This is a genomic window from Streptomyces sp. V3I8, from assembly GCF_030817535.1.
Taxonomy (GTDB): domain Bacteria; phylum Actinomycetota; class Actinomycetes; order Streptomycetales; family Streptomycetaceae; genus Streptomyces.
The window spans coordinates 251,748-276,461 of the sequence record NZ_JAUSZL010000002.1; the positions used below are offsets into that span (position 1 = coordinate 251,748).

General features: G+C 72.0%; 23 protein-coding genes. 5 read left to right on the forward strand and 18 right to left on the reverse strand.

Annotated features, from left to right (window positions below; all coding sequences use genetic code 11):
• Positions 1-94: 94 nt before the first annotated feature.
• Positions 95-2,368, reverse strand: a complete 2,274-nt coding sequence (locus QFZ75_RS01270) for a M4 family metallopeptidase (protein WP_307533375.1) — start codon at positions 2,366-2,368, stop codon at positions 95-97.
• A 953-nt stretch (positions 2,369-3,321) separates the two neighbouring features.
• Here QFZ75_RS01270 and QFZ75_RS01275 point away from each other — a divergent pair.
• A complete protein-coding gene (locus QFZ75_RS01275; RefSeq protein ID WP_307533376.1) occupies positions 3,322-3,531 on the forward strand; it encodes a hypothetical protein in 210 nt (69 codons plus the stop codon).
• 25 nt (positions 3,532-3,556) lie between these two features.
• Here the strand turns inward: QFZ75_RS01275 and QFZ75_RS01280 are convergent, their stop codons facing one another.
• From QFZ75_RS01280 to QFZ75_RS01300, 5 genes are all read right to left on the reverse strand, one after another.
• A complete protein-coding gene (locus QFZ75_RS01280) occupies positions 3,557-4,777 on the reverse strand; it encodes an NAD(P)/FAD-dependent oxidoreductase (protein ID WP_307533377.1) in 1,221 nt (406 codons plus the stop codon).
• A 122-nt stretch (positions 4,778-4,899) separates the two neighbouring features.
• On the reverse strand, positions 4,900-5,844 hold the full coding sequence (locus QFZ75_RS01285) for an RNA polymerase sigma-70 factor (protein ID WP_307533378.1): 945 nt from the start codon (positions 5,842-5,844) through the stop codon (positions 4,900-4,902).
• A 115-nt stretch (positions 5,845-5,959) separates the two neighbouring features.
• Complete coding sequence (locus tag QFZ75_RS01290) at positions 5,960-6,754, reverse strand: MBL fold metallo-hydrolase (protein WP_307533379.1); 795 nt, start codon at positions 6,752-6,754, stop codon at positions 5,960-5,962.
• A gap of 66 nt (positions 6,755-6,820) precedes the next feature.
• Positions 6,821-7,390, reverse strand: coding sequence for an MFS transporter (locus QFZ75_RS01295; RefSeq protein ID WP_307533380.1), 570 nt, complete (start codon positions 7,388-7,390; stop codon positions 6,821-6,823).
• A 22-nt stretch (positions 7,391-7,412) separates the two neighbouring features.
• Positions 7,413-8,270, reverse strand: coding sequence for an NAD(P)H-binding protein (locus tag QFZ75_RS01300; RefSeq protein WP_307533381.1), 858 nt, complete (start codon positions 8,268-8,270; stop codon positions 7,413-7,415).
• Between the two features lie 78 nt (positions 8,271-8,348).
• Between QFZ75_RS01300 and QFZ75_RS01305 the strand changes: the two genes are divergently transcribed.
• Positions 8,349-8,795 carry an Rrf2 family transcriptional regulator gene (locus QFZ75_RS01305; RefSeq protein WP_307533382.1) on the forward strand — a complete coding sequence of 149 codons (447 nt, stop codon included), beginning with the start codon at positions 8,349-8,351 and terminating at the stop codon, positions 8,793-8,795.
• A gap of 103 nt (positions 8,796-8,898) precedes the next feature.
• Here QFZ75_RS01305 and QFZ75_RS01310 read toward each other — a convergent pair whose 3' ends face one another.
• From QFZ75_RS01310 to QFZ75_RS01335, 6 genes are read right to left on the reverse strand one after another with little or no spacing between them, the layout of a single operon-like run.
• Positions 8,899-9,774, reverse strand: coding sequence for a phosphogluconate dehydrogenase C-terminal domain-containing protein (locus tag QFZ75_RS01310; RefSeq protein WP_307533383.1), 876 nt, complete (start codon positions 9,772-9,774; stop codon positions 8,899-8,901).
• On the reverse strand, positions 9,774-10,583 hold the full coding sequence (locus tag QFZ75_RS01315; RefSeq protein ID WP_307533384.1) for a sugar phosphate isomerase/epimerase: 810 nt from the start codon (positions 10,581-10,583) through the stop codon (positions 9,774-9,776). The genes QFZ75_RS01310 and QFZ75_RS01315 overlap by 1 nt, the downstream gene beginning before the upstream one ends.
• Positions 10,583-11,362, reverse strand: a complete 780-nt coding sequence (locus tag QFZ75_RS01320) for a triose-phosphate isomerase family protein (protein ID WP_307533385.1) — start codon at positions 11,360-11,362, stop codon at positions 10,583-10,585. The genes QFZ75_RS01315 and QFZ75_RS01320 overlap by 1 nt, the downstream gene beginning before the upstream one ends.
• Entirely contained in the window at positions 11,362-11,844 is a 483-nt protein-coding gene (locus tag QFZ75_RS01325) for a ribose-5-phosphate isomerase (protein ID WP_307533386.1), read from the reverse strand. The genes QFZ75_RS01320 and QFZ75_RS01325 overlap by 1 nt, the downstream gene beginning before the upstream one ends.
• 11 nt (positions 11,845-11,855) lie before the next feature.
• The gene (locus QFZ75_RS01330) at positions 11,856-13,664 is read right to left on the reverse strand and encodes a dihydroxyacetone kinase family protein (RefSeq protein ID WP_307533387.1); all 1,809 of its coding nucleotides are present in this window, start codon (positions 13,662-13,664) and stop codon (positions 11,856-11,858) included.
• Complete coding sequence (locus QFZ75_RS01335) at positions 13,661-15,028, reverse strand: MFS transporter (RefSeq protein ID WP_307533388.1); 1,368 nt, start codon at positions 15,026-15,028, stop codon at positions 13,661-13,663. The genes QFZ75_RS01330 and QFZ75_RS01335 overlap by 4 nt, the downstream gene beginning before the upstream one ends.
• Positions 15,029-15,274: 246 nt before the next feature.
• Here QFZ75_RS01335 and QFZ75_RS01340 point away from each other — a divergent pair, with 246 nt between their 5' ends.
• Positions 15,275-16,039 carry a FadR/GntR family transcriptional regulator gene (locus QFZ75_RS01340; protein WP_307533389.1) on the forward strand — a complete coding sequence of 255 codons (765 nt, stop codon included), beginning with the start codon at positions 15,275-15,277 and terminating at the stop codon, positions 16,037-16,039.
• A gap of 79 nt (positions 16,040-16,118) precedes the next feature.
• Here QFZ75_RS01340 and QFZ75_RS01345 read toward each other — a convergent pair whose 3' ends face one another.
• Complete coding sequence (locus QFZ75_RS01345; protein ID WP_307544165.1) at positions 16,119-16,727, reverse strand: response regulator transcription factor; 609 nt, start codon at positions 16,725-16,727, stop codon at positions 16,119-16,121.
• Positions 16,728-16,763: 36 nt separating this feature from the next.
• Positions 16,764-17,951, reverse strand: a complete 1,188-nt coding sequence (locus QFZ75_RS01350; RefSeq protein ID WP_307544166.1) for a sensor histidine kinase — start codon at positions 17,949-17,951, stop codon at positions 16,764-16,766.
• Between the two features lie 301 nt (positions 17,952-18,252).
• On the opposite strand from QFZ75_RS01350, the gene QFZ75_RS01355 reads away from it, so the two are divergent.
• On the forward strand, positions 18,253-18,819 hold the full coding sequence (locus tag QFZ75_RS01355; protein ID WP_307544167.1) for a heme-binding protein: 567 nt from the start codon (positions 18,253-18,255) through the stop codon (positions 18,817-18,819).
• Positions 18,820-18,863: 44 nt separating this feature from the next.
• A complete protein-coding gene (locus QFZ75_RS01360) occupies positions 18,864-19,355 on the forward strand; it encodes a nucleotidyltransferase domain-containing protein (protein WP_307533390.1) in 492 nt (163 codons plus the stop codon).
• Positions 19,356-19,377: 22 nt separating this feature from the next.
• On the opposite strand, the gene QFZ75_RS01365 is transcribed toward QFZ75_RS01360, so the two are convergent.
• The 4 genes from QFZ75_RS01365 to QFZ75_RS01380 form a co-directional block, all read right to left on the reverse strand.
• Entirely contained in the window at positions 19,378-20,997 is a 1,620-nt protein-coding gene (locus tag QFZ75_RS01365) for a glycoside hydrolase family 13 protein (protein WP_307533391.1), read from the reverse strand.
• A gap of 174 nt (positions 20,998-21,171) precedes the next feature.
• A complete protein-coding gene (locus QFZ75_RS01370; protein ID WP_307533392.1) occupies positions 21,172-22,047 on the reverse strand; it encodes a carbohydrate ABC transporter permease in 876 nt (291 codons plus the stop codon).
• Positions 22,048-22,066: 19 nt separating this feature from the next.
• Positions 22,067-23,029 carry a carbohydrate ABC transporter permease gene (locus tag QFZ75_RS01375; RefSeq protein ID WP_307533393.1) on the reverse strand — a complete coding sequence of 321 codons (963 nt, stop codon included), beginning with the start codon at positions 23,027-23,029 and terminating at the stop codon, positions 22,067-22,069.
• Between the two features lie 75 nt (positions 23,030-23,104).
• On the reverse strand, positions 23,105-24,523 hold the full coding sequence (locus QFZ75_RS01380) for an ABC transporter substrate-binding protein (protein WP_307533394.1): 1,419 nt from the start codon (positions 24,521-24,523) through the stop codon (positions 23,105-23,107).
• Positions 24,524-24,714 lie beyond the last annotated feature (191 nt).

Below are 24,714 nucleotides of genomic sequence, written 5' to 3' on the forward strand. Positions count from 1 at the left end.
GCGGTCGGTCGGTCACTCGGTGGTCAGGCACCTGGACCGACCGACAGGCGGACGGACAGACAGGCAGGCAGGCAGGCAGGCAGGCAGGACAGCGTCAGGGAGTGATCCGCCACTGCTGGATGTAGCCCACGTCGATCGCCGCGACGTCACGCACCCGCAGCTTCCAGGTGCCGTCGACCGGCTGCGCCGAGGCGTTCACCGTGAAGGTCTGGTTGACGTTGTCGGCCGAACCCCCGCTGCGGTTCAGCAGCGAGTACACGGTCCCGTCGGGGCCCACCAGGTCGACCGTCAGGTCGCCCCGGTACGTGTGGACGATGTCGACGTACACCTCGGTGGTCGCCGAGGCGTTGCCCGGACGGCCCGTGATGGTGACGGGCGACTCGACCGCGGCACCGTTGTCGGGGATGTCGACACGGGTGGAGTTGGCGTAGATGAACGCCACCCGCCACTCGAAGGTCTCCGACACGCTCGAACCGGTGCCGTCGGTGACCTTCACGGTCACCTCGCTGGTGCCGGTGGTGGTCGGGATCCCGGATATCAACCCGCTGTCGCTCAGGGTCAGTCCGTCGGGCAGGCCGGTGGCCTCGTAGGTCAGGGCCGCGTCCGAGTTGGTGGTGTAGGCCTCGATCTGCAGGGACACCTCCTGGCCGACGCCGGAGGTCTGGTCGGCGATCGGGGCGACATTGGTGCCGACCGCGATGCGGTCACCCACGTCGATGCCGGCCCAGGCGGCGGCCACGGCGAGGTAGGTGTCGCTGTAGGCCCCGAAGAGGTCGCTCGCGGCCTGCAGGGTGGCGACCCTGGCGCCCGCGTAGTTGGTCGACGAGGTCATGTACGTCGACAGCGCGCGGTACCAGATGTCGGCCGCGTTCTCGATGCCGATGCCCGTCACCGCCACGCCGTCGACGGTCGGGCTGTCGTAGTCGACCCCGTTGAGGGTCTTCGCCCCGCTGCCCTCGGCCAGCAGGTAGAAGAAGTGGTTCGCCGGCCCGGAGGAGTAGTGGACGTCGATGCCGCCCAGGGAGGCGTCCCAGTAGTCGCGGGACCGGCTGTCCTTGGAGGGCTTGTCCATGTAGCGCAGCGGCGTGCCGTTGCCGTTGATGTCGATCTTCTCGCCGACCAGGTAGTCGGGGACGTCCGCCGTCAGGTCGGCGTTGAACTCCACGGCCGCGGCGAAGATGTCCGAGGTCGCCTCGTTGAGGCCGCCCGACTCTCCCGAGTACGTCAGGTTGGCGGTGGCGGCCGTGACGCCGTGGCTCATCTCGTGGGCCGCCACGTCCAGCGACGTCAGCGGCGCCGCGTTGCCCGCGCCGTCGCCGTACGTCATGCAGAAGCAGGAGTCCTGCCAGAAGGCGTTGACGTAGTTGTTGCCGTAGTGGGCGCGGCTGTAGGCGGCCACGCCGTCGTTGCGGATGCCGTTGCGGCCGTGGACGTCCTTGTAGTAGTCCCAGGTCGCCGCCGCGCCGAAGGCGACGTCCACGCCGGCGGTCTGCCGGTTGCCCGGTGTGCCGTCGCCCCAGACATCGTTGTCATCGCTGAAGAGTGTGCCCGTGCCGGACGTCCCCTGGTTCAGGTCGTACGTGCGCTGCCCGGCGCGGTCGCCGTCGACGAGCTGGTACGACGAACCGGACGGCGTGCTGCCCACGGAGACCGTGCCGTTGTACTGGCCCGTGCCCGTACCGGTGTGCACGCCCTCGTACCGGCTGGCGACCTTTCCGGTGCTCGCGTCGGTGACGACGTGCAGCTCGCTGGGTGTGCCGTCCTCCTGGACCCCCTCGACGACGGACTCCCAGGCCAGCACCGGCTTGCCCGCGGCGGCCCAGACGACCAGCCGGGGCTTGCCCTCGACCTCCGACTTCTCCACGTCGGCCGCCTTGCCGAGCGCCAGCGCCTTGTCGGCGGCGCGGGTCGCGGAGATCTTCGGCGTGGTGGTCGGCACCGTGATGGTGGCGCGGGTGCCCTTGGTGGTGGTGCTGGTGCCGTTCTTCTTCTGGTGCACCACGAGGTCGCCGCCGAGGACCGGAAGCCCTGCGTAGGTGCGCTCGTACCGGGTGTGCGTCGTGCCGTCGGCGTCCTTGACGACGTCCTTGACGAGCAGTTTCTCCTTGGCGCCGAGGCGCAGGGCCTTCGCGGCGTCACCGGACCCGGCGGTCGCGCTCTTGATGAGCGCGGTGCGCGCGGCGGGAGACAGGGCGGGCTGGGCGGCGCCGGCCCGCGGGGCGGCCACGATCTTCGAGGAGCCGGGATCGGCGGGCGCGGCGGAGGCGGGTCCGCCCTGGACTCCGAGGGCGAGCAGCGAGCTCGCGGTCGTGAGGGCCAGGGCTGCGGCGCGTCTGCGACGGCGGGCGGAGCTTTGGTGCCGGGACAATGTCTTCTCCTCCAGCGACGGCCGGCTCCTGGTGGGGGCCGGCGGTGAGCGGGCCGACCGGGTGGGGCCGGACCGCGACAGGGGGGTGGGGCGGGAGAGAGCGCAGCACGAGGTGGCACACGAAAGGCGCCGGAGAACTCGGCGGCGCGTGAGACGTGGGAGTGCGGGGGATGTGTGAGTGGGGGGTGTGGTGGCGTGAATGAAGGGTGAACGTTCGACAGCAGAGTGACACCAGGCACACAGGCTTGTCATGGATGTGACAATACAAAGGCTTGAATTGACCATTGCTTGCTGCGGGTTCCGCGTGATCGCCACATGTTTTCGGCCGCTCGCCCATGAACGCGGATTCCCGGAAGCGAGCCGTGGCGGCCGCCCCACGGTGTCAAGCCTCGGGAGAAGACCACTCCTCGAAGAAGGCCCCGTGGACGAGGCGGAGTCCAGGAGTTGCTGCGCGCCGTCGGTCGACCGGGGCGCGTCCGGACCGTCCCCGGGGCCGACCGTCCGTCCGCCTGCTCCTCGGACGACAGTGCCGACGGCGGTGCGACCAGGATCCGTTTCGGCTACATCGCCGACTACAACGGCGCCGGCCGTCGCCGACGACCAGGGCCTGTGGAGGAAACACGGCCTGCCGGCCTCGTACAAGACGTTCGTCGACGGGCCCATCCAGATCCAGGCGCTCGGCTGGGTACGGGGTCCGGCCGCCGGTGCCGCGACCGGTGACGGTGTGCTGTCCTGGCCCATCCGGAACGCCGAACCGCACCTCGGCACCAACATCGCGTCGGTCCTCACCCGGCCCTCGTCGGCCGGTGACCTCACCGTGGAGACCGGGCTCGGCCTGGCCAACGGTCCGGCCGACCAGCAGGCCGGGCTGGTGCTGTACGGCGGCGACGACCCCGCCGGCCGCCGTGGCGTACGGTCCGATGTCCGGCGGACCGCCCGCCGGGAAACTCCGGATGCGGCCGGCGCACCACGCCGACGAGGCGGGCGGGGAGCACGCGGTGCGGGCCGCCACCAGCACGGACGGCGTGCACTGGACGTGGACCGGCGTGTGGACTTTGCCGAGGGAACAGGCGCTGCGGATCGGCCTGGTGTCGCTCGACACCGCCGGGGCGACGGCCCGCTTCCACTGCGTACGCACGTACGGCGGTCGAAGCAGTGGCTGATCCGGCGGCCGGCCCGATGGCTCCGTCAGGCCGGCGTCCCGGCGGCGGCCCGGTCCGTCCGGACCGCCCGGTCGACGACCCGGCGACGGCGGGTCGGCACGCCGAGGGTCGGATTCGCGACACCCCAGACCGCGCCCTTGCAGACCAGTTCCTTGTAGAACGCGGCGAGCCGGCCGGTCAGCGCCGCGTCGACGGCCCGGTCGTCCGCGGTGACGTACTGGATCAGGCCCTCGGAACGGCCCAGCGAGATGCACTGGTTGAAGTAGCGGATCGTCCCGGTCGGGAGCTTCCCGCCCGTCAGCCGGGCCGCGACGACATCGGCGGCGCGCCAGGCGGCAGGGGTGCCCGAGGCGCACGACATCCGCAGCGGCTTGTCGCCGGGACCCATCGCCAGGGCGGCGTCGCCGACGACGTACACGTCCGGGTGCGAGACCGAGCGCATGCTGTCGTCGACCACGATCCGGCCCGTGTCGGTGGTCTCCAGGGCGGTGGCCCGCGCGATCGGGTGGACGGCGAAGCCGGTCGTCCACACGGTGACCGCGGCGGGGACGGCGCGGCCGTCCCCGGTGATGACGCGGTCGGCCTCGACGCGGGTGACGACGGCCTGCTCGTGCACGACGATGCCGAGCCCGTCGACGACCTTCCGCAGATGGCGGCGGCCCTTGTCGGAGAGCCAGTCGCCGAGTCCACCGCGGGCGACGAGAGCGACCGCGAGGTCCGGGCGGGCCTCGGCGAGTTCCGTCGCGGCCTCCACTCCGGTGAGGCCGCCGCCGACCACGACCACGGACTGCGCGGCGTCCAGGCCGGCCAGCCGCTCACGCAGCCGCAGCGCTCCGGACCGGCTCGCGATCTGGTGGGCGTGCTCGGTGGTGCCGGGGACGCCCTGGTGGTCCCAGCCGCTGCCGAGGGCGTACACGAGGGTGTCATACGGGAGCTGCTCGGCGGCGGGGTCCGTTTCGGTGCCGTGGTTCGGCTCGACGGTGACGGTTTTGCGGTCGGCGTCGACGCCGGTGACGGTCGCGAGCTTCAGCTCGACACCGGTGCCGGCGAGCATCCCGGCGAGCGGCCGGTGCTTGAGGTCCTGGCCGACCGCGAGCTGGTGCATCCGGACGCGCTCGACGAAGTCGGGCTCGGCGTTGACGAGGGTGATGGCGACGTCGTCACGGTGCAGCCGCCTGGCGAGGCGGCCGGCCGCGATGGCTCCGGTGTATCCGGCGCCGAGAACGATGATGCGGTGCTGCTGCATGTCCTAGCTCCTGTCTGCGCGGGTCCGACCCGTGTCGAGCGCGGTGTCGGCCCTTGAACCGGACAGCACGCCGTTCCCTGACAGGAACCTCGTGTGAAGCGGATCACACCGCCGCACGGCGGTCAGAAGGCGTGGAACAGGGGTTCTCCGTGGTCGGTCGCCGCCCACAGCCCGGTCGCGCGCTCCAGCTTGTCGGGGTTGGCCTGGGCGCGGAACGCGGCGATGCCGTCGGCGGTGACCTCCAGGCACACGATGCCGACGACCCGGCCGTCGACGACCGCCACGACGGCGGGGTCGCCGTTGGCGGTCCAGGCGTGGATCGCGGGCGAGCCGCCGACCAGGGCGCGCTTGGACCGCGCCGGCCTGAACAGGCCCCGCATGAACTTCGCGACGGCCAGGGCGCCTTCGAACGGCCTGGTCCGGGCCGGGACCTTCCCGCCGCCGTCACCGACCGAGACCACGTCGGCGGTGAGCAGCCGTACGAGTGGTTCGGTCTCCCCGGTCGTGGCGGCCGACAGGAACTCCTCCACGATCCGCCGGGCGGCGGCCCTGTCGATCTCGGCACGGGCCCTGCCGTCCGTGAGGTGCTTCTTCGCGCGGTGGAGGATCTGCTGGCTGGCGGCCTCCGTGATGCCGAGGATCTCGGCGACCTCCCGGTGCGGGTAGTCGAAGGCCTCCCGCAGCACGTACACCGCGCGTTCGTTGGGGGACAGCCGCTCCATGAGGGTCAGGACGGCGTACGAGACCGACTCGCGCTGCTCGACGGTGCCGGCGGGGCCGAGCATCGCGTCCCCCTCCAGCAGCGGTTCGGGAAGCCACTGCCCCACGTACCGCTCACGCCGTGCGCGGGCCGACGTCAGGAGGTTGAGGCACAGGTTGGTGAGGACCCGCGTCAGCCAGGCCTCCAGGACCTCGATGTGTCCGGTGTCGGCGGCCTGCCAGCGCAGGAAGGTCTCCTGCACGACGTCCTCGGCCTCGCCCGCGGACCCCAGGAGGCGGTACGCGATGGCCTCCAGCCGGGGCCTCAGGCTCTCGAACCGGTCCACGTCCTGCACGGTCAGCGGCATGGCCCGGATCCTATCGGGACCGTGCAAGAGGCCCCGGGGCAGGACGTGGGGGCGGGACGGCCGGGGTCGCGAGGCCACCCGGGGCCGCGGGGCGGGCTCGAAGGGGCGGCGGCGGTCACGCCGGGATGACGTGCCCGCCGCCGAGCGGTACGGCCTCACCGTCGGCCACGAGGTGGGGCGTGATGCCCCTCTCCCGGGCGGCACGGCCGAACCGGGCGGCGATGTCGGGCTGTTCGACATAGGCGGGAGGGTTGTCGAACAGCTCGTAGTGGATGGCGCAGGCCGCTGTGGCGCCCAGAGCCGCCGCGGCCTCCACCGCCTGCTCGGGTGTCAGCGTGACGGGCACGTTGGCCTCGTAGCCCTCGAATCTGGCGATGACGCCGTTGACGGGCAGGAACGCCACGTCGAACGGGCCGTGGTCGCGGGCGATCTGCCACCAGTTGCCGTGCCACATGGTGTCCCCGCAGTGGATGATCCGGACTCCGGCGCCCTCCACGATCCACGCGACCTGGTCGCAGTCGCTGCCGCGCCAGTCCAGCGAGGCGACGGGGGTGACCGTCAGCGGGCCGATACGGCGGGCCTCCCCCAGTTCCTGCGCCTCGGCCGTGACGCCGTGCTCGGCCAGCGCCGACGCGGTGGGGGTGTGGCAGCCGACGGTCCCCGAGACGGCCAGGCGCGCGATCAGCTCGCGGTCGTAGTGGTCGGGGTGCAGGTGGGTGATCAGGGCATGCGTTCCGGCCGGGGCGTCGACGGGAGGCAGGGGCCGCCGTGGCAGGCCCATCACGGGTGCGAGCGGGGCGGTGTTCTCGAGCGGGTCGATCAGCAGGAGCGTGTCGCCCAGGGCGATCTCGACGCCGGCCCACCCGAGACGGCGCAGGCGCGGTGTGTCGGTGACGGTGTCCGTGGTCATGGTGGACCTCCTCGTGCGGCCTGTGGCCGCTCGTTCGGATGTGTTCGTCTGCCTCGGTGGCAGGGTTCAGGGGTCGGGGGTCAGGGTGATGAGTACGGTCACGGCGGCCAGTCCGAGGACGGCCGTCACCGTGGCCATGGGTACGGCGCCGTGCGCGCCGGGGAGTCCGGCCGGCGGCGCGGCGAGGCCGCCGAAGAGGAACTGTCCGCAGCCGAGGAGCGCCGCCGCCCTTCCTTCGTGCAGGTCGCTGACGTACGCGTAGGCGATCACCAGGGCGAACGCGCCGCCGAGCCCCTGCACTCCCCGCAGCACGACGAGGAGCCCGACGGTCGGCGCGAGGGCACGCAGCAGTCCCGCCACCGTGTAGAGGGTCAGCCCGAACAGCAACGGCCGGCGCCGGCCCAGGGCGTCGCTCAGCGGACCGGCCGCGAGCTGACCGACGGCCAGGCCCATCAGGCATGCGGTGACGGTGAGCTGGACCGCCCACGCCGGGCTGTGCAGGCTGTCGGCCAGCCGGGGCAGACCGGGCATGCAGGCGTCCATGGACAGCGGTCCGAGGGCGCTGAGGGCCGCGAGGAGCACGAGCACACGGATCCGGCGGACGGCGCCTCCCCCACCGCCGGTCCGCGTGGGCACCGCTTTTTCCACGGTCACCGGATCAGGGCTTCCGTGCCGCCCGCACCACGTCCGCGAAGGACCTCGGTTCGCGGCCGGTCAGGTCGGCCACCCCGCTGCCGACCCGGGCGAGGAACCCGCCGCGCGTCGACGCGCCGAACGAGGTCACCAGTTCCGACAGCGGCTGCGGCAGGCCGGCCTCCTCGAGTGCGGTGGCGAACGCGTGGTCGTCGACGTCGACCGGTTCGACCTCACGGCCGCCGATCTCGCGGGCGAGCCGTACCAGGTCGAGGACGCTCACCGCCTCCGGACCGGTGATGTCGATGACCTGGTTCTCGTGCCCGTCCTGGGTGAGGACCGCCGCTGCCGCCGCCGCGCAGTCCTCACGGGTGACGTACGCCGCCGCGCCGGCGCCGCTGTTCGTCACCAGTCGGCCGGTGGCGGCGGCCTGTTCGACGACGGAGACCTGCATGTGCGCGTACAGGTTGTTGCGCAGCGCGGTCCATCGCAGTCCGCTCTCCCGCAGTGCCTGTTCCGTGCCGGCGTGGTCGGCGACCACGACGGCGGGATTGGCGGGCACCGGCTCGGGAACGGAGGTGTACGCGATGTGCGAAACCCCCGCTCCGGCCGCCGCCGCGATTGCCGCCCGCTGCCGGTCGAGGCGGGAGCCCACCGCGTCGGTGGAGACGAGCAGCAGTCGTTCGACGCCGACGAGTGCGGCGGCGACGGTGCGGGGGTCGTCGAAATCGGCCCGCCTCACCTGCGCGCCGCGGTCGGCGAGGTCGGCGAGCGCCTCCGGCGTACGTGTGGTGAGGACGACCCCACGCGGATCGACGGTCCGCAGCACCAGCTCGGCGGTGGCACGTCCGAGGGGACCGGAGGCACCGGTGATGCCGATCATGATCGCACCAATCTGTAGTCATCATGAAGACGAATTAGAACTGTAGCTACGATGACTACGGAATGGCAAGATGGCCGTATGGCCCGCTCGACCAACACCCGGTTCGCTGTCGCCGTCCATGTGCTGACCTATCTGGCCGGCGTCCTGGAGGGCCGCACCGTCAGCTCGGAGGAGCTCTCCGAGAGCACCCACGTCAACGCCGCCCACATACGCCGGGTGCTGGGCCCGCTGCGGGGCGCGGGTGTGGTGCGGTCGCGGCCCGGTGTCCACGGGGGCTGGCAACTGGCGGTGGACGCCGCGGAGATCGGGCTCGACCGGGTCTGGCTGCTGCTCCAGGGCGCCGACCCGGTACTCGGCCTGCACGAGCCCGCCCCGACCTGCGTGGTGGGCCGCGCCGTGCAGAAGACCCTGGACACGCTCGACCGGACGGTCGCGGGTGCGGTGGCGACCGAGCTCGGGCACTTCACCGTGCGCGACGTACTGAACGGGCTGCCCGCTCCGGCGTCCGGTCCGCACGGCTCCTGACGAGCGGCGTGCGGGTGCGTACGCCCGAAGCCGGTACGGGCCTGTCAGGCGGCCGGTACCGGCTTCGGTGGAACGGGGCGCGTCAGCGCTGCTCAGCGCGTGATCAGCGTGTGATCTCCTTGATCTTCAGCATGCGCGTGATGACCTTGTCGAGCTCGTCGTCCTCGAAGACCTTCTTCCAGTCGTCGCGCACGATGGACTCGCGGCCGTAGTCCATGGCGATCAGGCAGGCGTCCGAGAACGGGTTGGAGCCCTTGAGGGTGTTGGCCAGGGCGACCTGGGTGTGGCCCAGGAGCATCGCGCGGGCCGCCTTCTCCGGGACGCCGACGGTGTGCACGGTCTCGTGCAGCGCCTCGGTCAGCAGGGCGCCCACCATGCAGGCGATGGTCTCGACGAGGGTCGGCTCCAGGACGGCGAGCTGCTTGACGGTGACCCAGTGGACGTCGACCACGGGCGCGTACATCACGCGGATGACGGAGTCGGCCAGCTCCCGCTTGGCTTCGTCCCCGCCCTCGTACGCGGCGACGACCTCCTGCGGGGCGGCGATCCCGCCGAAGGTGTCCTGCCACTCCTCCTTGGTGGTGCGCTCCAGGAACACCGACGGGTGGCAGGGGTGCGCACACGCGTAGTGGATGTCGTCCCGGTCGAAGAGCAGGCCGGCGTAGGCGGCGGCCGGGTCGAGGGTGAGGACGACCGTGCCCGGCCTCATCAGCGGGACGAGTTCCTCCGAGACCTTGCCGAGGACGACGTCGGGGACGGCGAGGATGACCACGTCGGCCTCGGCGACGGCGTCGGCGGACCCGGTCAGCTCGCGGCCGAGGCCGCGGATCAGCTCCTGGCCCTTGGACGAGGCCTCGCTGAAGAGCACCCGGAAGTCGCTCTCGACCAGGTTGTCGGAGACGCGCTGGCCCATCTTGCCGGCGGCCCCGATGACGGCGACGGTCCTGACGTCGGCCTGGGTCTGGATCTCGGTGGCCATTACTCGCTCCTCAGAAGGGTGTCGATGCTGTGCTGCGTCCACTGGTGTTCGAGCCGGGCGGTGGCGTCGAAGCCCTCGTCCTGCCACGGGAGCCAGTGCTCCACGATCTGGTTGATGCCGTCCGCGTCCGGCCGGGCGGCCCGTACGGCGGCGATCATGGCGTCGTACTCCAGGAGGCCCTCGCCGAGGGGGCAGCCGGCGTAGGTGAAGCCGACCCAGCCGTCCCGGCGGGTGAAGGCGAAGTCCTTGACGTGGATGTTGACCACGTGCGGCGCGGTCGCGGCGACCACGTCCACCGGGCGTTCCAGGCGGGCGACGCTGTTGCCCGGGTCCAGGACGACGCCGAGCCGCTCGCTGCCGACCCCGCGTACGACAGCCAGCAGGTCGTCGGTCGACACCTGCTCGTAGGTCTCCAGGCCCAGGGTCACGCCGGCGTCCTCGAAGCGCGGCACCGACTCCCCGAGCAGGGCCACGGCCTCGGAGGTGTCCGGCCGGTGGCCCGCCGTGTTGAGCATGGAGCGGACCAGGGTGACGTCCAACCGCCGTGCCATGTCGAGGTACTTGAGCAGATGGGCGGTGCGGACGCCGCGGGTGCCGAGTTCCAGGGTCAGGCCCAGGTCGGCGGCGGTGGCCTTCACGTCCGCCAACTGTGCGGCGTCGTACGACTCGACGGGTGGGTAGTCGCAGATCTGGAAGACCTGGCCGCCCAGTTCGGCGGTGTCGCGCAGCATCTCGGGGAGCGTCATCGGCCGGGGTGCCCGGTCGGAGAAGCGCCAGAAGTACGCGTACGTGCTGATTCCGCAGGCCATCACACCACCGCCGCGGTGGCCGGTGCGCGGATCTCGTCGAGGACGGCGCGGACGTTGCCCGGGTCGTGGGCGAAGCGGCCGAGGAAGAGGCCGTCCGCCGCTCCCGCGAGGCGGGTGAGCAGGCCGGGGCCCGCGCTGCCACCGTAGATGACCTGCGAACCGGCGTGCTGCGGGCGGGTGCCGAGCCAGTCCCGCAGGGCCGTGCACACGGCGGTGATGTGCTCGGCGGAGGCAGGCTCGGGCGCGCCGATGGCCCACTGGGGCTCGTAGGCGAGGACGACGGTGCCGTCCAGTCCGGTCAGCAGGCGGGCGGCCTCGGCGACCGTGCGTTCGGCCGCCTCCCGGGGTGTCCCGCGGTCGAGTTCGCCGACGCACAGGACCGGGGTGAGGCCGTTGCGCAGGGCGGCGGCCGTCTTGGCGGCGACGACCGTGTCGCCCTCCCCGTACAGGCGGCGGCGCTCGGCGTGGCCGACCTCGGCGTAGCGGCAGCCGATCTCCTTGAGGAGGGGGCCGCCGACCTCGCCGGTGTACGGGCCGAAGTCCTCGGTGGCGATGTCCTGGGCGCCGAGCGCGATGCCGTACGGCGCGAGGATTCCCGCGGCGGGGATCAGGGTGGGGAAAGCCGGCAGGACGAGGAGGCGGGCCTCGCCGGAGGTCACGGCGGGGTGCTCGGCGGCGAGGCCGGCGATCCGCCGGGCCCAGTCGAGGGTCTGGTGGTGGCCGAAGTACATCTTCAGGCTCACCCCCAGCAGGAGGGGCGGACGGGCCGGGGCGGGCATCAGGCGGCCGCCCCGGCGTCGGGGGCGTCCTCGTAGTCGCACATGAGCTGGACCTTCGCCGCCGACGCGGAGGTCTCGTCGAAGCGGTAGGTGAGCCATTCGGCGGCCAGGCGGCGGGCGAGTTCGAGGCCGACGACGCGCTGGCCGAAGGTCAGGATCTGCGCGTTGTTGGACAGGACCGCCCGCTCGACGGAGAAGGAGTCGTGGGCGGTGACGGCGCGGATGCCCTTGACCTTGTTGGCCGCGATGGCCACGCCGAGGCCGGTGCCGCACACCAGGAGGGCCCGGTCGGCCTCGCCGCGGGCGACCATCTCGGCGGCGGCGATGGCGACCTTGGGGTAGGCGGTGTGGCCGTCGGCGTCGACGCCGACGTCGGTGACCTCGGCGACCAGTGAACTGCCCAGCAGGTCCTGCTTGAGGGCTTCCTTGTACTGGTGGCCGGCGTCGTCGGATCCGACGACGATACGGAGCTTGTCGGTCATGGCGGCTTTCCTCAGTGCTGGTCGGACGGCTGGTCGGACGGGTCGTCGTGCTGGTGGTCGTGCTGGTGGTCGTGCTGGTGGCGATCGTGCGGGGCGTCGGGCAGGGCTCCGTGCACGGCGCGGGTGATGAGGGCGAGCGAGTGGGCGCCCGCGTCGGGGGTGCCGAGGGACTTCTCGGCGTGCGGCCGGGCGCGGCCCTTGCGGGGCAGCAGGTCCGCGGTGGCGGCGGCGGCCCTCCCGGCGGCGAGCGCGGCGCGCCGCCAGGCCTCGGGGAGCGGGTCGCCGGCGGCCGCGGCCTCGGCGAGGGTGCCGGCGAAGGGCACGAGGACGTCGACCATCGTCTTGTCGCCGACCTCGGCCCCGCCCAGGCGGCGTACGGCGTCGGAGGCCTCCGAGACTCCCCGGGCGACCGCCTCGGCGTCCGGGGTGTCCTGGTCGCCGAGTCGCGTACCGAGGGCGCGCAGGATGGTGCCCCACAGGGCGCCGGAGGTGCCGCCGGCCCGGTCGGCCCAGGCGTCCCCGGCGTGGACGAGCACGGTTCCGGCGCCGGCGCCCAGGTCGTGGGCACGGACCGCGGCCCGCAAAGCGGCGGTGGAGCCGCGCTGCATGCCGATGCCGTGATCGCCGTCGCCGGCCACGGCGTCGATGCGGCCGAGTTCGCCGGCGTGCGTGTCGACGGTGCCGGCCAGGGCGTTCAGGGCCGCGAGGACGGTGTCGGCGGCGGCGCGCGACCGCTCGGTGGCGGCCGGCACACGGGTGTCGTCCGTGGCCTCGGCGACGAAGGCCGCCCCGGCCGCCGCCTCCTGCGGGGCGGGCGCGCCCTTGCGGTACGCGGGTGCGTCGGCCGGGGCCCGCCACAGCTGCTCGAGGCGGTCGTCGAGCCAGGTCAGGGTGAGGGAGACGCCGGCCATGTCGAAGCTGGTGACGAGCTCGCCGACCTCGGGGTCGACGATGTCCACGCCCGCGTTGCCGAGCAGGGCCGCGACCTTGCGGTAGACGACGAACAGTTCCTCGTACTTGACCGAGCCCAGGCCGTTGAGTATCACCGCGGCGCGCTGTCCGGCGGGCGTGTCGACGTCCTCGGGGAGTTCCTCCAGGAGGGCGGTGACCATGAGCCGCGCCGCCTCGTCGGCGGTGGGCAGGGACTCCTCGCCGATGCCGGGCTCCCCGTGGATGCCGAGGCCGACGGCCATCCGGGCCTCGGGGACGGTGAACAGGGGGTGGTCGGCGCCGGGCAGGGTGCAGCCGGAGAAGGCGATGCCGAAGGAGCGGGTGCGGGCGTTGGCGTGCTCGGCGATGCGCAGCACCTCGTCCAGCGGCAGGCCCTCCTCGGCCGCCGCGGCGGCGGCCTTGAAGACGGGCAGGTCGCCGGCGATGCCGCGGCGCTTGGCCGACTCCTGCGGCCCGGCGGAGGAGATGTCGTCGGTGACGGCGAAGGTACGGGTCTCGATGCCGTCGCCGGCCAGACGTTCGGCGGCCTGCCCGAAGTGGAGCACGTCGCCCGCGTAGTTGCCGTACATCAGCAGGACGCCGGCGCCGCCGTGCGCGGACCGCGCCACGGAGCGGATCTGCCGGGCGGAGGGCGAGGCGAAGACGTTGCCGACGGCCGCGCCGTGCGCGAGGCCGCGGCCGACCAGTCCGGAGAAGGCCGGGTAGTGGCCCGATCCGCCGCCGACGACGACGGCGACCTGGCCCGCCGGGGTTCCGGCGGCGCGGACGACGCCGCCCGTGACGGGGCGCACCCAGCCGCGGTGGGCGGCGGCGAAGCCTTCGAGTGCCTCGTCGGCGAAGGCCGCGGGGTCGTTGAAGAGCCGGGTCATCGGAGGGCCTCCATGGGCTTGTGCTCTGCTGCGGGTTCCGGTTCGCCGGTGCCGCCCCGCCTGGAGAGCAGGAGCATCAGCGCGGCGGACAGGAGCATGAAGAAGCCGACCAGGTAGAGCGGGACGTAGTAGGCGCCGGTCCAGTCCTTGAGCCAGCCGGTGATGTAGCTGGACGCGAATCCGGCGACGTTGCCCGCGGTGTTGATGAGGGCGATGCCGGCGGCCGCCGCGGCTCCGGTCAGGAAGCGGGAGGGCAGGGACCAGAAGACGGGCAGGGCCGCGAAGATGGAGCAGGCGGTCACGGTGATCACGGCGACCGTGGCCGTCGGGGAGCCCATGTAGAGGGCGAGCGGGATGGTGACACCGCCGACCACGGCGGGTCCGGCCACGTGCCAGACGCGGGTGCCGTGCCTGGTGGCGTGGCGCGTCCAGAAGAACAGGACGATCGCGGCGGGCAGGTACGGGATGGCGGTGATCCAGGCCTTGTCCATCACGCTGAACGTGGTGCCGTACTGCTCCTGGAAGCCGTTGATGATCGTCGGCAGGAAGAAGGCGAGGGCGTACAGGCCGTAGACAAAGCCGAAGTAGATGAGGGCCAGGACCCAGACGCGGCCGCTGCCGAAGGCCGTCTTGAGGTGGCCCTTGGCGTGCTTGTCCTCATGGCCGGTCTTCTGCGCGTTCTCCGCGGCGAGTTCGCCGGTCAGCCAGGTGCGCTCGGCGGGCGTGAGCCACTTGGCGTCGGCGGGCCGGTCGACGAGGTAGAACCACGCGATGACACCCAGGAGGATCGCGGGCAGCGAGACGAACAGGAACATCACGCGCCAGCCCTCGAGGCCGAACAGGCCGTGCCGGCCGATCAGCCAGCCCGCCAGCGGGGCGCCGAAGACGGTGGTCAGCGGCTGCGCCAGGTAGAAGAGCCCGAGGATCTTGGTGCGGTGCCGGGAGGGCACCCACTGGCTGAGGAAAAGGATCGCGCCCGGGAAGAAGCCGGCTTCCGCCACGCCGAGGAGGAAGCGCAGGGTGTAGAGCTGGCCGGTGCTGTCCACCCAGGTGAACAGGAGCGAGACGATGCCCCAGGTCACCATGATGCGGGCCAGCCAGCGGCGGGCTCCGAACCGGTGCAGGGCCATGTTGCTGGGGACCTCGAGCACGATGTAGCCGAGGAAGAAGATCCCGGAGGCGAAGCCGAACTGGGCCGCGGTCAGGGCCAGGTCCTGGCCCATGCCGTTCGGCTCGGCGAATGAGACGGCTGTGCGGTCCAGGTAGTTCACGAAGAACATCAGTGCCACGAACGGCACGAGGCGGACTGAGACCTTCTTGATGGCAGTTCTCTCGACTGCCGCGGATGGCGCGTCGGCGACCATGGCGACTCCTCGGCTCGCCCGGACAGCTCCGTCCGGGGTGGGTCAGGCCGGACGGTTCGCCGAGCAGGCGGCCGACCGGAACGTTTTCACGCTATGTCGACGACTCAAATTGGTCACCAATTTACCAATGTGAGGACGGTCTCATCTTCGACCTTCTCGCAACTCTTGACAAACCCGGCGCCGGACCCGCCTTCGACCCCGAGGAACCGGCTGGTCAGCTCCTTGGGCGCCACATCTGGTTGACTGGTGACCGTGACCAGTCAGCCCGACGACCAGACCTCCGCGGCCGCCCCCGACCTCGCGCAACTGCTGCGTCCCGTGGTGCGCGAGTCCTCCGTCAGCGAGGTCGCCAAGCGGCTCCTCGACCACCTGTCGGCGGGCGACATCAAGCCCGGCACCCGGCTGCCCGCCGAGCGCCAGCTCGCCGAGGCGCTCGGTGTGGCCCGCTCCAGCGTCCGCGGGGCCCTGTCCGCCCTCGACGTGCTCGGCATCATCGAGATCCGGCCCGGCTCGGGCTCGTACGTGCGCGAGGGCACCTCGGAGTTCCTGCCCCGGGCGATCAACTGGGGACTGATGCTGGGGCAGCGGCGCACCCAGGACCTGGTGGAGGTGCGCACCTACCTGGAGGCGGTGTCCGCCCGCCTCGCCGCGGAGCGGGCGACGGACGAGGACCTGGCGCGTCTGGAGGAGCACCTGCGGCACATGCGGGCGGCGGGCGGCGACGCCAAGGCGTTCATCGACGCGGACATCGACTTCCACCTCGAGATGGCCCGCATCGCGCGCAACAGTGTGCTGAGCGACATCCTGCACAGCATCCGGGCGCTGCTGCAGGTGTGGATGGAGCGGGTCAGCGACATCGAGGGCACGGTGAGCGGCACGCTGTGCGAGCACGACGCGGTGCTGCGGGCCGTGCGGGCCCGCGACCCCGAGGCCGCGGACCGGGCGATGGCGGACCACATGGTGATGGCCAGCCGCCGGCTGCGGGAGTCCGTGGACGCCGAAGCCCCCTGAACCGGTTCCGGCCCGGTTTCGGCCGACCGCGCGACCAGCCACGGTCGGCCGGCGGACGAAGGCCGGTCGGGGGCGGCGGTCACGGCAGCAGGCGGCGTTCCTTGGCCGTGGCCACGGCACCCGCCCGTGTCTCCACCCCGAGCTTGGCGTAGATACGGCCCAGGTGCGTCTTCACCGTCGCCTCGCTGATGAACAGCGCCCGGGCGATGTCCCGGTTGCCGAGCCCTCGGGCGAGCTGCCCGAGGATGTCCCGCTCACGGTCGGTGAGCGCGGGCGGCGGCGTGCGCAGATTGGCCATCACCCGGCTGGCGACGGGCGGCGACAGCGTCGTACGCCCCTGCGCCGCCGCGTGGATCGCGGCGAACAGCTCCTCCGGCCGCTCGGCCTTGAGCAGGTACCCGGTCGCCCCGGCCTCGATCGCCCGGGTGATGTCGGCGTCGGTGTCGTACGTGGTCAGCACCAGGACGTGCGGGGCGGCCGGAGCGGCGGTCAGACGGCGGGTGGTCTCCGCCCCGTCCAGGCCCGCGCCCAGCTGCAGGTCCATCAGCACCACGTCGGGCGTGAGCCGTGCGGCCAGGGCGAGCGCCTCCTCGCCGGTCCCCGCCTGGCCCACCACCTCGATGTCGGGTTCGCTGTCGAGAAGGGCGAGCAGACCGGCCCGTACGACGACGTGGTCGTCGCAGACCAGGAGGCGTACGGGGCGCCGCCCGGCGGGGCGGGCCGGTCATCGCGGCGTCTCCCCGGTGGGCGGGGCGACCGGGACGACGGCGGTCAGGACGGCGCCCTCCCCCGGTGCGGACTCGATGGCCAGCGTGCCCCCGAGCTGCTGCATCCGGGCACGCATCGCCCGGATCCCATGTCCCCGCTCACCGGGCGGCTCACCGGTGACGGCCGCGGCGTCGAAGCCGTGCCCGTTGTCGGCGACGTCGAGGACCACCTGGTCGTCGAGCCGGGTGAGTGTGAGCGCCGTGGCCGTGGCGCCCGAGTGCTCCCGCACGTTGGCCAGCGCGCCCTGGGCGATGCGCAGGAGCGCGGACTGCGCGCGGTCCGGCAGCGGGGACGTGCGCCCGCCGCCGTCGATGTGCACGCGGACGGTCAGCGTCGAGCCCGACTCCCGCGCCGCGAGGGTACGCAGCGCCGCGTCGAGGCCGCCGCCCCGGGCGAGGTCGGCGGGTGCGAGGTCGTGCACGAAGCGGCGGGCCTCGGCGAGGTTGTGCTCGGTGACGGAGGTGGCCGTACGGACGTGGGTACGCGCCTTGGCCGGGTCGGTCTCCCAGGTCCGCAGCGCCGCCTGCAGCAGCATCTGCTGGCTCGACAGCCCCTGGGCGAGGGTGTCGTGGATCTCCATGGACAGCCGCTGGCGCTCGGCGAGGACGCCTTCGCGGCGTTCGGTGGCGGCCAGTTCGCGGCGGGTGCCGAGCAGGTCGTCGATGAGGGCGCGCTGCCGCGCCGCCTGGCGCCGCGTGTGCTCGAAGACCGCGGTCGCGAGGGCGGCGACGGCCGACGGGCCGATCACCAGGTCGAGGCTGAACCGGGGCGCCAGCGCGAGTTGCGCGAAGACGACGAGGAGTGTGAGGAACGTGACGAGGACGTACGCGGCGCCCCGCGGCAGGGCGCGCAGGGCGGTGTAGAACAGCGGCACCGCCACCCAGGCGAAGCTCGGCGCGCACAGGACGAGCACCGTCCAGGTGGCGACGACCGCGCCCAGCCGGATCAGCCGGGAGGCCGACGGCCGGGTGCCTGCGTCGCTCGGCACCGGAGGTGTTCTGCGGGTCAGGGCGGTGCCGGCCGCGTAGAGGGCGGCCAGTACGGCGGCCAGGCCGATCACCCAGGGTGCGCGGGGCTCCGCCGCGTGGCGCTGGACGTAACGGGTCAGGCAGGTGGCCAGCAGCACGTAGAAGACGACGTGCATGACCACGGCCAGCCGGCGCTCGTCCCGGGCCGGGCCGTCGTCCGCGGGGGAACCTCTGTCGTCGGGCCGCACATACACCTCCTGAACCGGTCGAACACCTTCATTCTCGCCCAGGGGCACGGCCCGCGGGTCAACCGATCGGCTGATGCCCGTGTCGGCCGTCCCGCGTGCCGGGTGCAGCCGAACCGTCGACCGGTCGGCGCCCGTCGCGGACCCACGATGGATGGCAGAGCGGGCGGCCCGCACGGCCAGGGCCCGCCACCATCCGCGTATCCACGTAGACCTCCAGGAGTGGGCAGCCATGCAGCACGTCAAGAAGACCTCCCGTCGTACCCGCGTCGTCACCGGTGGCGCCCTGGTCGCCGCGGTCGCCCTCGGCGGCGTCGGCGCCTACTCGGCGAGCGCCTCCTCCACGGCGCCCGCCGCCCGGGCCGCGGTCGCGGCCGATGCCACGGACAAGAACCTGACGCGGTCCACCCACCTGACGGTCGACGCCGCCGACCGGGCCGCGCGGGCGGCGCTCGACGCGGCGCGCAAGGACAACCAGCGCGTCTCCGTCGCCGTCGTCGACCGCGACGGCAACACGGTGGTGACCCTGCGCGGCGACGGCGCCGGCCCGCAGTCCTACGAGTCGGCCGTGAAGAAGGCGTACACGGCGGTGTCGTGGAACGCGCCGACCTCGGAGCTGGCCAAGCGCTTGGAGCAGGTCCCGAACCTCAAGGACATCCCCGGCACCCTGTTCCTCGCGGGCGGGGCGCCGGTCACCGCGAAGGACGCGCCGGTCGCGGGCATCGGCGTGGCGGGCGCGCCGTCCGGCGACCTCGACGAGAAGTACGCGCGGGCCGGCGTCGCGGCGACCGGCAGGTAAGTCGTTCGCCCGCCCGGACGTCGGACCGCTACCGTGCTCACGTGATGACCGCCGACGACGTGCTGTCCGTCCTCTCCGTGCTGCGTGACGCGGACGTCGACGTCTGGGTGGGCGGCGGGTGGGGCATCGACGCCCTGGTCGGTGAGCAGACGCGTCGCCACCGTGACCTGGACCTGATGCACCGCGAGGACCAGGAGCGGGCGGTCGTCGCGGCCCTCGCCGAGGCGGGGTTCGCCGAGACGCTCGACCGGCGTCCCGTGCGGTTCGTGGTCGCGGACGCGCGCGGGCGCGAGATCGACCTGCACCCGCTGGTCTTCGCGCCGGACGGGTCGGCGGTGCAGGCGTCCTCGGACCCGCACCGCCCCTTCGCCTATCCCGCGCCGTGCTTCGTCAGCGGCACCGTCCGGGGCGCGGCCGTTCCCTGTCTGTCGGCGGAGCAGCAGGTCTACTTCCACCAGGGGTACGAACCGGCCGCCCGCGACCGGCACGACATGGCGCAGTTGCGACGGGTCTTCGGGATCGCCACCCACTTCTGACCGGGTGGCGGCCGGTGGGCGCTCAACTCCGCAGCCACACCGCCGTGTCGGAGGGCAGCCTGCCGTCGGGGTCCAGCGGTCCGCTGGAGAGCAGGACCTCCGTGTGGTCGGGCAGGGTGGCCGCGGCGGCGGCCAGGTTCGTCACGCAGAGCAGGTCCGGGGAACGGCGGAAGGTGAGGACGCCGTCGTCGGCGGGCAGCCACTCCAACGGGCCGTCACCGAGGGCCGGGTCGGCGCGGCGCAGTTCCAGCGCGGCGCGGTAGAGGTTCAGCATGGACCGCGGGTCGTCGGCCTGGCGGTCGGCGGCGTAGCCGGACCAGCCGTCCGGCTGCGGCAGCCAGGGTTCGGTGCGTGCGCCGAAGCCGGCGTACGGGGCGTCGGCCGTCCACGGCAGCGGCACGCGGCAGCCGTCACGGCCTGGATCGGTGCCGCCTGAGCGGAAGTGCATCGGGTCCTGGATGCGGTCACGGGGTATCTCCACCTCGGGCAGACCCAGCTCCTCGCCCTGGTAGAGGTAGACCGAGCCGGGCAGCGCGAGGGTGAGCAGGGCGGCGGCACGGGCCCGGCGGGTGCCGAGCCGCAGGTCGGTCGGGGTGCCGAAGGTCTTGGTGGCGAAGTCGAACCCGGTGTCGTGGCGCCCGTAGCGGGTGACCGTGCGCGTGACGTCGTGGTTGCACAGCACCCAGGTGGCCGGCGCCCCGACCGGGGCGTGTTCGGCGAGGGTGTCGTCGATGGCGGCGCGCAGCCGGTCCGCGTCCCAGGGGCAGGACAGGAAGGTGAAGTTGAACGCGGTGTGCAGTTCGTCGGGGCGCAGGTAGCGGGCGAAGCGTTCGGAGTCCGGCAGCCACACCTCACCGACGAAGACGCCGCCGTACTCGTCGGCGATCCGCCGCCAGGAGCGGTAGATCTCGTGCAGGTCGTCCCGGTCGATGTACGGGTGGGGGTCGCGGCCCTCCACGAACTCGGGCAGGTCCGGGTCCTTGGCGGGCAGCGCGGCGGAGTCGATGCGTACGCCCGCCACGCCCCGCTCGAACCAGAACCGCAGCACCTCCTCGTGCTCCTCCCGCACGGCCGGGTGGGCCCAGTTGAGGTCAGGCTGCTGCGGGGTGAACAGGTGCAGGTACCACTCGCCGTCCTCGACCCGGGTCCAGGTCTGTCCGGAGAACTGCGACGGCCAGTCGTTGGGCGGGAGTTCGCCGTGTGCGCCGCGGCCGGGACGGAAGTGGAAGAGCTTGCGCTCCGGGCTGCCGGGACCGGCGGCGAGCGCGGCACGGAACCAGGCGTGCTGGTCGGAGACGTGGTTGGGCACGATGTCGACGATGGTGCGGATGCCGAGCCCGCGGGCCTCGGCGATCAGCCGCTCGGCCTCGTCGAGGTCGCCGAAGGCGGGGTCGATGGTGCGGTAGTCGGCGACGTCGTAGCCGCCGTCGGCGAGCGGGGACAGGTACCAGGGGGTGAACCAGATCGCGTCGACGCCCAGTTCGGCGAGGTAGGGCAATCTCGACCGTACGCCCGCGAGGTCCCCGGTGCCGTCACCGTCGCCGTCGGCGAAGCTGCGCGGGTACACCTGGTAGATGGCGGCGCCGCGCCACCAGTCGTCGGTGTGGCCGGGGGTCGTCGTACCGGGCTCAGGGGCTGCCACGTGTCGGTCCTTTCGGGGCAGGGGTGGTTCTCCGCCGCCGCCCCGGACAGCGAGGCGTCGGGAACGGGGCGGCGGCGGAGGATCGGTGGGGGCACCGTGTGGGGTTCGCCGCGGGGGGTCGCGGGGGTCGCGGGGGTGGTGCCCGGACGGTGTGCTGTCGCTGCGCGTGCCCGGTCAGCCCTTGAGGCCGCCGGCCGTCAGGCCGCTCATGATGTTGCGCTGGAAGAGGAGGAAGAGGAGGAGCGTGGGCAGGGACGCGATGGTCAGCGCGGCGATCAGCACGTTCTCGGGCACGCTGGTGGCGAGCGAGTAGATGCCGACGGCGAGGGTCTGCTTCGACGGGTCGGGCAGGACCAGCATCGGCCAGAGGAAGTCCTTCCAGACGCCGACGACGGCGAAGATGGACACGACACCGAGGATGGGCCGGGAGACCGGCAGCACGATGGACCACAGGACGCGCAGGGAGCCGGCGCCGTCCATCGACGCCGCGTCCAGCAGTTCCTTGGGGATCGAGTCGAAGAACCGCTTGAGCAGGAAGATGTTGAACGCGTTGGTGACCGACGGGAGCCAGATCGCCCAGGGCGAGTTGAGCAGGTTGCGCTGGACGATCGGCACGTCCAGCGCGGTGAGGTACTGCGGTACGACGAGGACGGTCGCCGGGATCATCAGCGTGGCGAGCATCAGGCCGAGGATCGCCTTGCCCAGTACGGGCCGCAGTCTGGACAGCGAGTAGGCGGCGGCCACGTCGAGCACCAGCTGGAAGGCGAGCGCGCCGAACGCGTAGTAGAGGGTGTTCAGCAGGAGTTTGGCCAGGTCCATCACTTCCCAGGCGCGTCGGTAGTTCTCCGCGTGGACGGAGCCCGGCACCCAGGTCGGCGGGGTCTGGACGGCTTCCTGGGTGGTCTTGAGCCCGCTGGACACCATCCAGTACAGCGGGCCGAGGAAGGCCAGCGTGAACAGGACGACGACGAGCGCGAAGCACACCCAGTACAGGGCCTTGCCGCGCGGGCGGGCCAGCTGGGCGGGTGAGATGAGCGTGCGAGTGGACATGTCCTTGTCTCCCCCGGTCCTAGTCCTGGTCGGCGCGGTTGAGCTTGGTGTAGACGGCCGAGAAGCCGGCCAGCAGGACGAGCAGGAGCAGGCCGAGTGCCGCCGCGGCGCCGTAGTTGTTGAAGTTGAAGGCGTACTGGTAGATCAGGTACACGACGGTGGTGGTGGACCCCTCCGGCCCGGCGCCGCCGGTGAGCAGGAACGGCTCGATGAAGACCTGCATGGTGGCGATGATCTGCATGAGGAGCATCAGCAGCAGGATGAGCCTGGTCTGCGGGACGGTGACGTGCCACACCTTGCGCAGCAGGCCCGCGCCGTCGAGTTCGGCGGCCTCGTACAGCTCGCCCGGCACACCTTGGAGTGCGGCGAGGTAGACGAGTGTCGCGCCGCCCATGTTCATCCAGGTCGAGGCCACGACCACGGAGAGCATGGCGGTGTCCGGATCCTGGAGCCACTGCTGGGCGGGGACGCCGAAGACGCCGAGCACCTCGTTGAACATGCCGTACCCGGGGTCGTACAGGTACTTGAAGAGCAGGACCGACGCGGTCGGCGGGAGCATCACGGGTAGGTAGACCAGGAGCCTCAGGTAGCCCTGGCCGTGCCGGAACTCGTTGATGACCAGGGCGGTGAGGAACGGTACGACGAAGCCGAGGAGCAGCGCCAGTACGGTGAACCACAGGGTGTTGCGCCAGGCCTGGCCGAAGGCCGGGTCGTTCCAGACGGTGACGAAGTTGTCCCAGCCCACCCAGCTGACGCGGCCGTCCTCGGTCTTCTGGAAGGCGAGGAGGAACTCCCGGACGATCGGGTACCAGGAGAAGAAGGCGAAGCACAGGACCGCGCCGACGAGGAAGCCGTGGGCGGCGAGGTTGCGGCGCAGTGCCTTGCCGAACCCGCCATCCCGGAGACGTGGGGCACGGGCACGGGACCTGCGGGGACGGCGGTCCCTGACCGCCGGGTCCTTGGTGAGGGTGGGGGCCGACATGCTCGCTCCTTGACGTGCTGCGGCGGCGCGCGGACGGGCCGGGCGGTGTGGTGGCACCGCCCGGCCGCCGCACGGTCACTGGGTGGCGAGGACCTGGTTGACCTGGGACTCGGCGGTGGACAGGAGCTTGTCGATGTCGGCGTCCTTGTTGGTGAGGATGCCGGACATGACGTTGTCGAGGACCTTGTAGATCTCCTGGGCCTTCGGCGGCTCGGCCTTGCCGGGGACCGGGTTGTCGGTGAAGGCCTTGAAGTTCTCCACCGGCATGGTGGCGAACTCCTTGCGGGCGGCGTCGTCCTTGGTCTTGGAGCCGTTCAGCCACAGGTTGGGCTGCGGGAGTCCCACGGGGAGGTCGTCCGCCTTGTGGCGCTTCCAGTCGTACTGCCCCTTGCCGACCGTGGTGAACTTGAAGTTCAGCCAGGCGACGGCGGCCTTGACCTTGTCGGCCGAAATACCCTTCTTGATCATGTAGTTGTTGCCGCCGGCGAGCGTGTTCTCGCCGCCCGGTATGGGCCCCATGCCGAAGTTCTCGTACTTGGCGCCGAGTTGCTGGACCATGTACGTGACGTCGTCGGGCGCGGCGAGGAACATGCCCAGCTTGTCGGTGGCGATCTGCTTCTGGAGGTCGCCCCACTTCAGCAGCTGGGTCTTGCCCATGGAGTCGTCGTCCCAGCGCATGGCGTGCAGGTTCTTCGCGACCTTCTTGCCGATGTCGCTGTTGAAGGCGGCCTTCTTGCCGCTCGCGTCGACGACGTCGCCCCCGAGGCTGTACATCTGCGCGGTGAAGTGCCAGCCACCGGTGTTGGCCGCGCTGTACTCGCCGAAGCCGGCGACGCCGCCGCCGAGGCCCGCGATCTTCTTGGCCGCGGTGCGGACCTCGTCCCAGGTCTTCGGCGGGGCGTCCGGGTCGAGGCCGGCCTCCGTGAAGAGCTTGCGGTTGACGAGCAGGCCCATGCGGTAGTTGCTGGTGGGCAGGCCGTAGAGCTTGCCGTCCTTCTTCAGCGAGCCGAGGACGTCGGGGTCGATGTCCCCCAGCAGCGGGACGCTCTTGTCGTTGACGTACGCGGTGATGTCCTGGGCGCCGTCGTTGTCGAGGACCTGCGGGAGGTCGGTGAAGTAGGTGTAGAACACGTCGGGTTGGGACTTCGCCTTGAGCATCGCGGTGAAGCGCGGCGGCTCGAGACACTGTCCCGGCGTGGAGCGGCCCTCGACCGTGACCTTCGGGTACTTCTTGTTGAACTCCTTGACGTCCTCGTTCCACTGCTTGAGCTCGGCCGCCTTCGCCGCGGGGGGCATGCAGTCGATGGTGATGGACACCTTGGTCTTCGGGTCCAGGGGTGCGGCGGGGTCGGCTTTCGCGTTGCTCGAGCCGTTGTCGCCGTCGTCGTCGCTGCTGCTGCTCGTGCCGCAGGCGGCGAGTGCCGTCAGCGTGAGCGCGGAGGCGAGGGTGACCGCGCCGGCGCGGCGGGTGCGGCGGAACCGAGCTCTACTCATGGGTGGTCCCCTTCGGGCATGAACGTGGAGGGCGCCCTCATCGCCGGTGCGAGGTGGCGCGCCGCACACTCAACCACCGTGAACAGATGACCGCAATATCTCGCGCAGCTTTCGTAAATGTTTGACAGCAGGACGCATACGAGTGATCTCAGCGGGGTGCCCGCGCGCAAGCGAAAGCGCGGTGCGGCCGG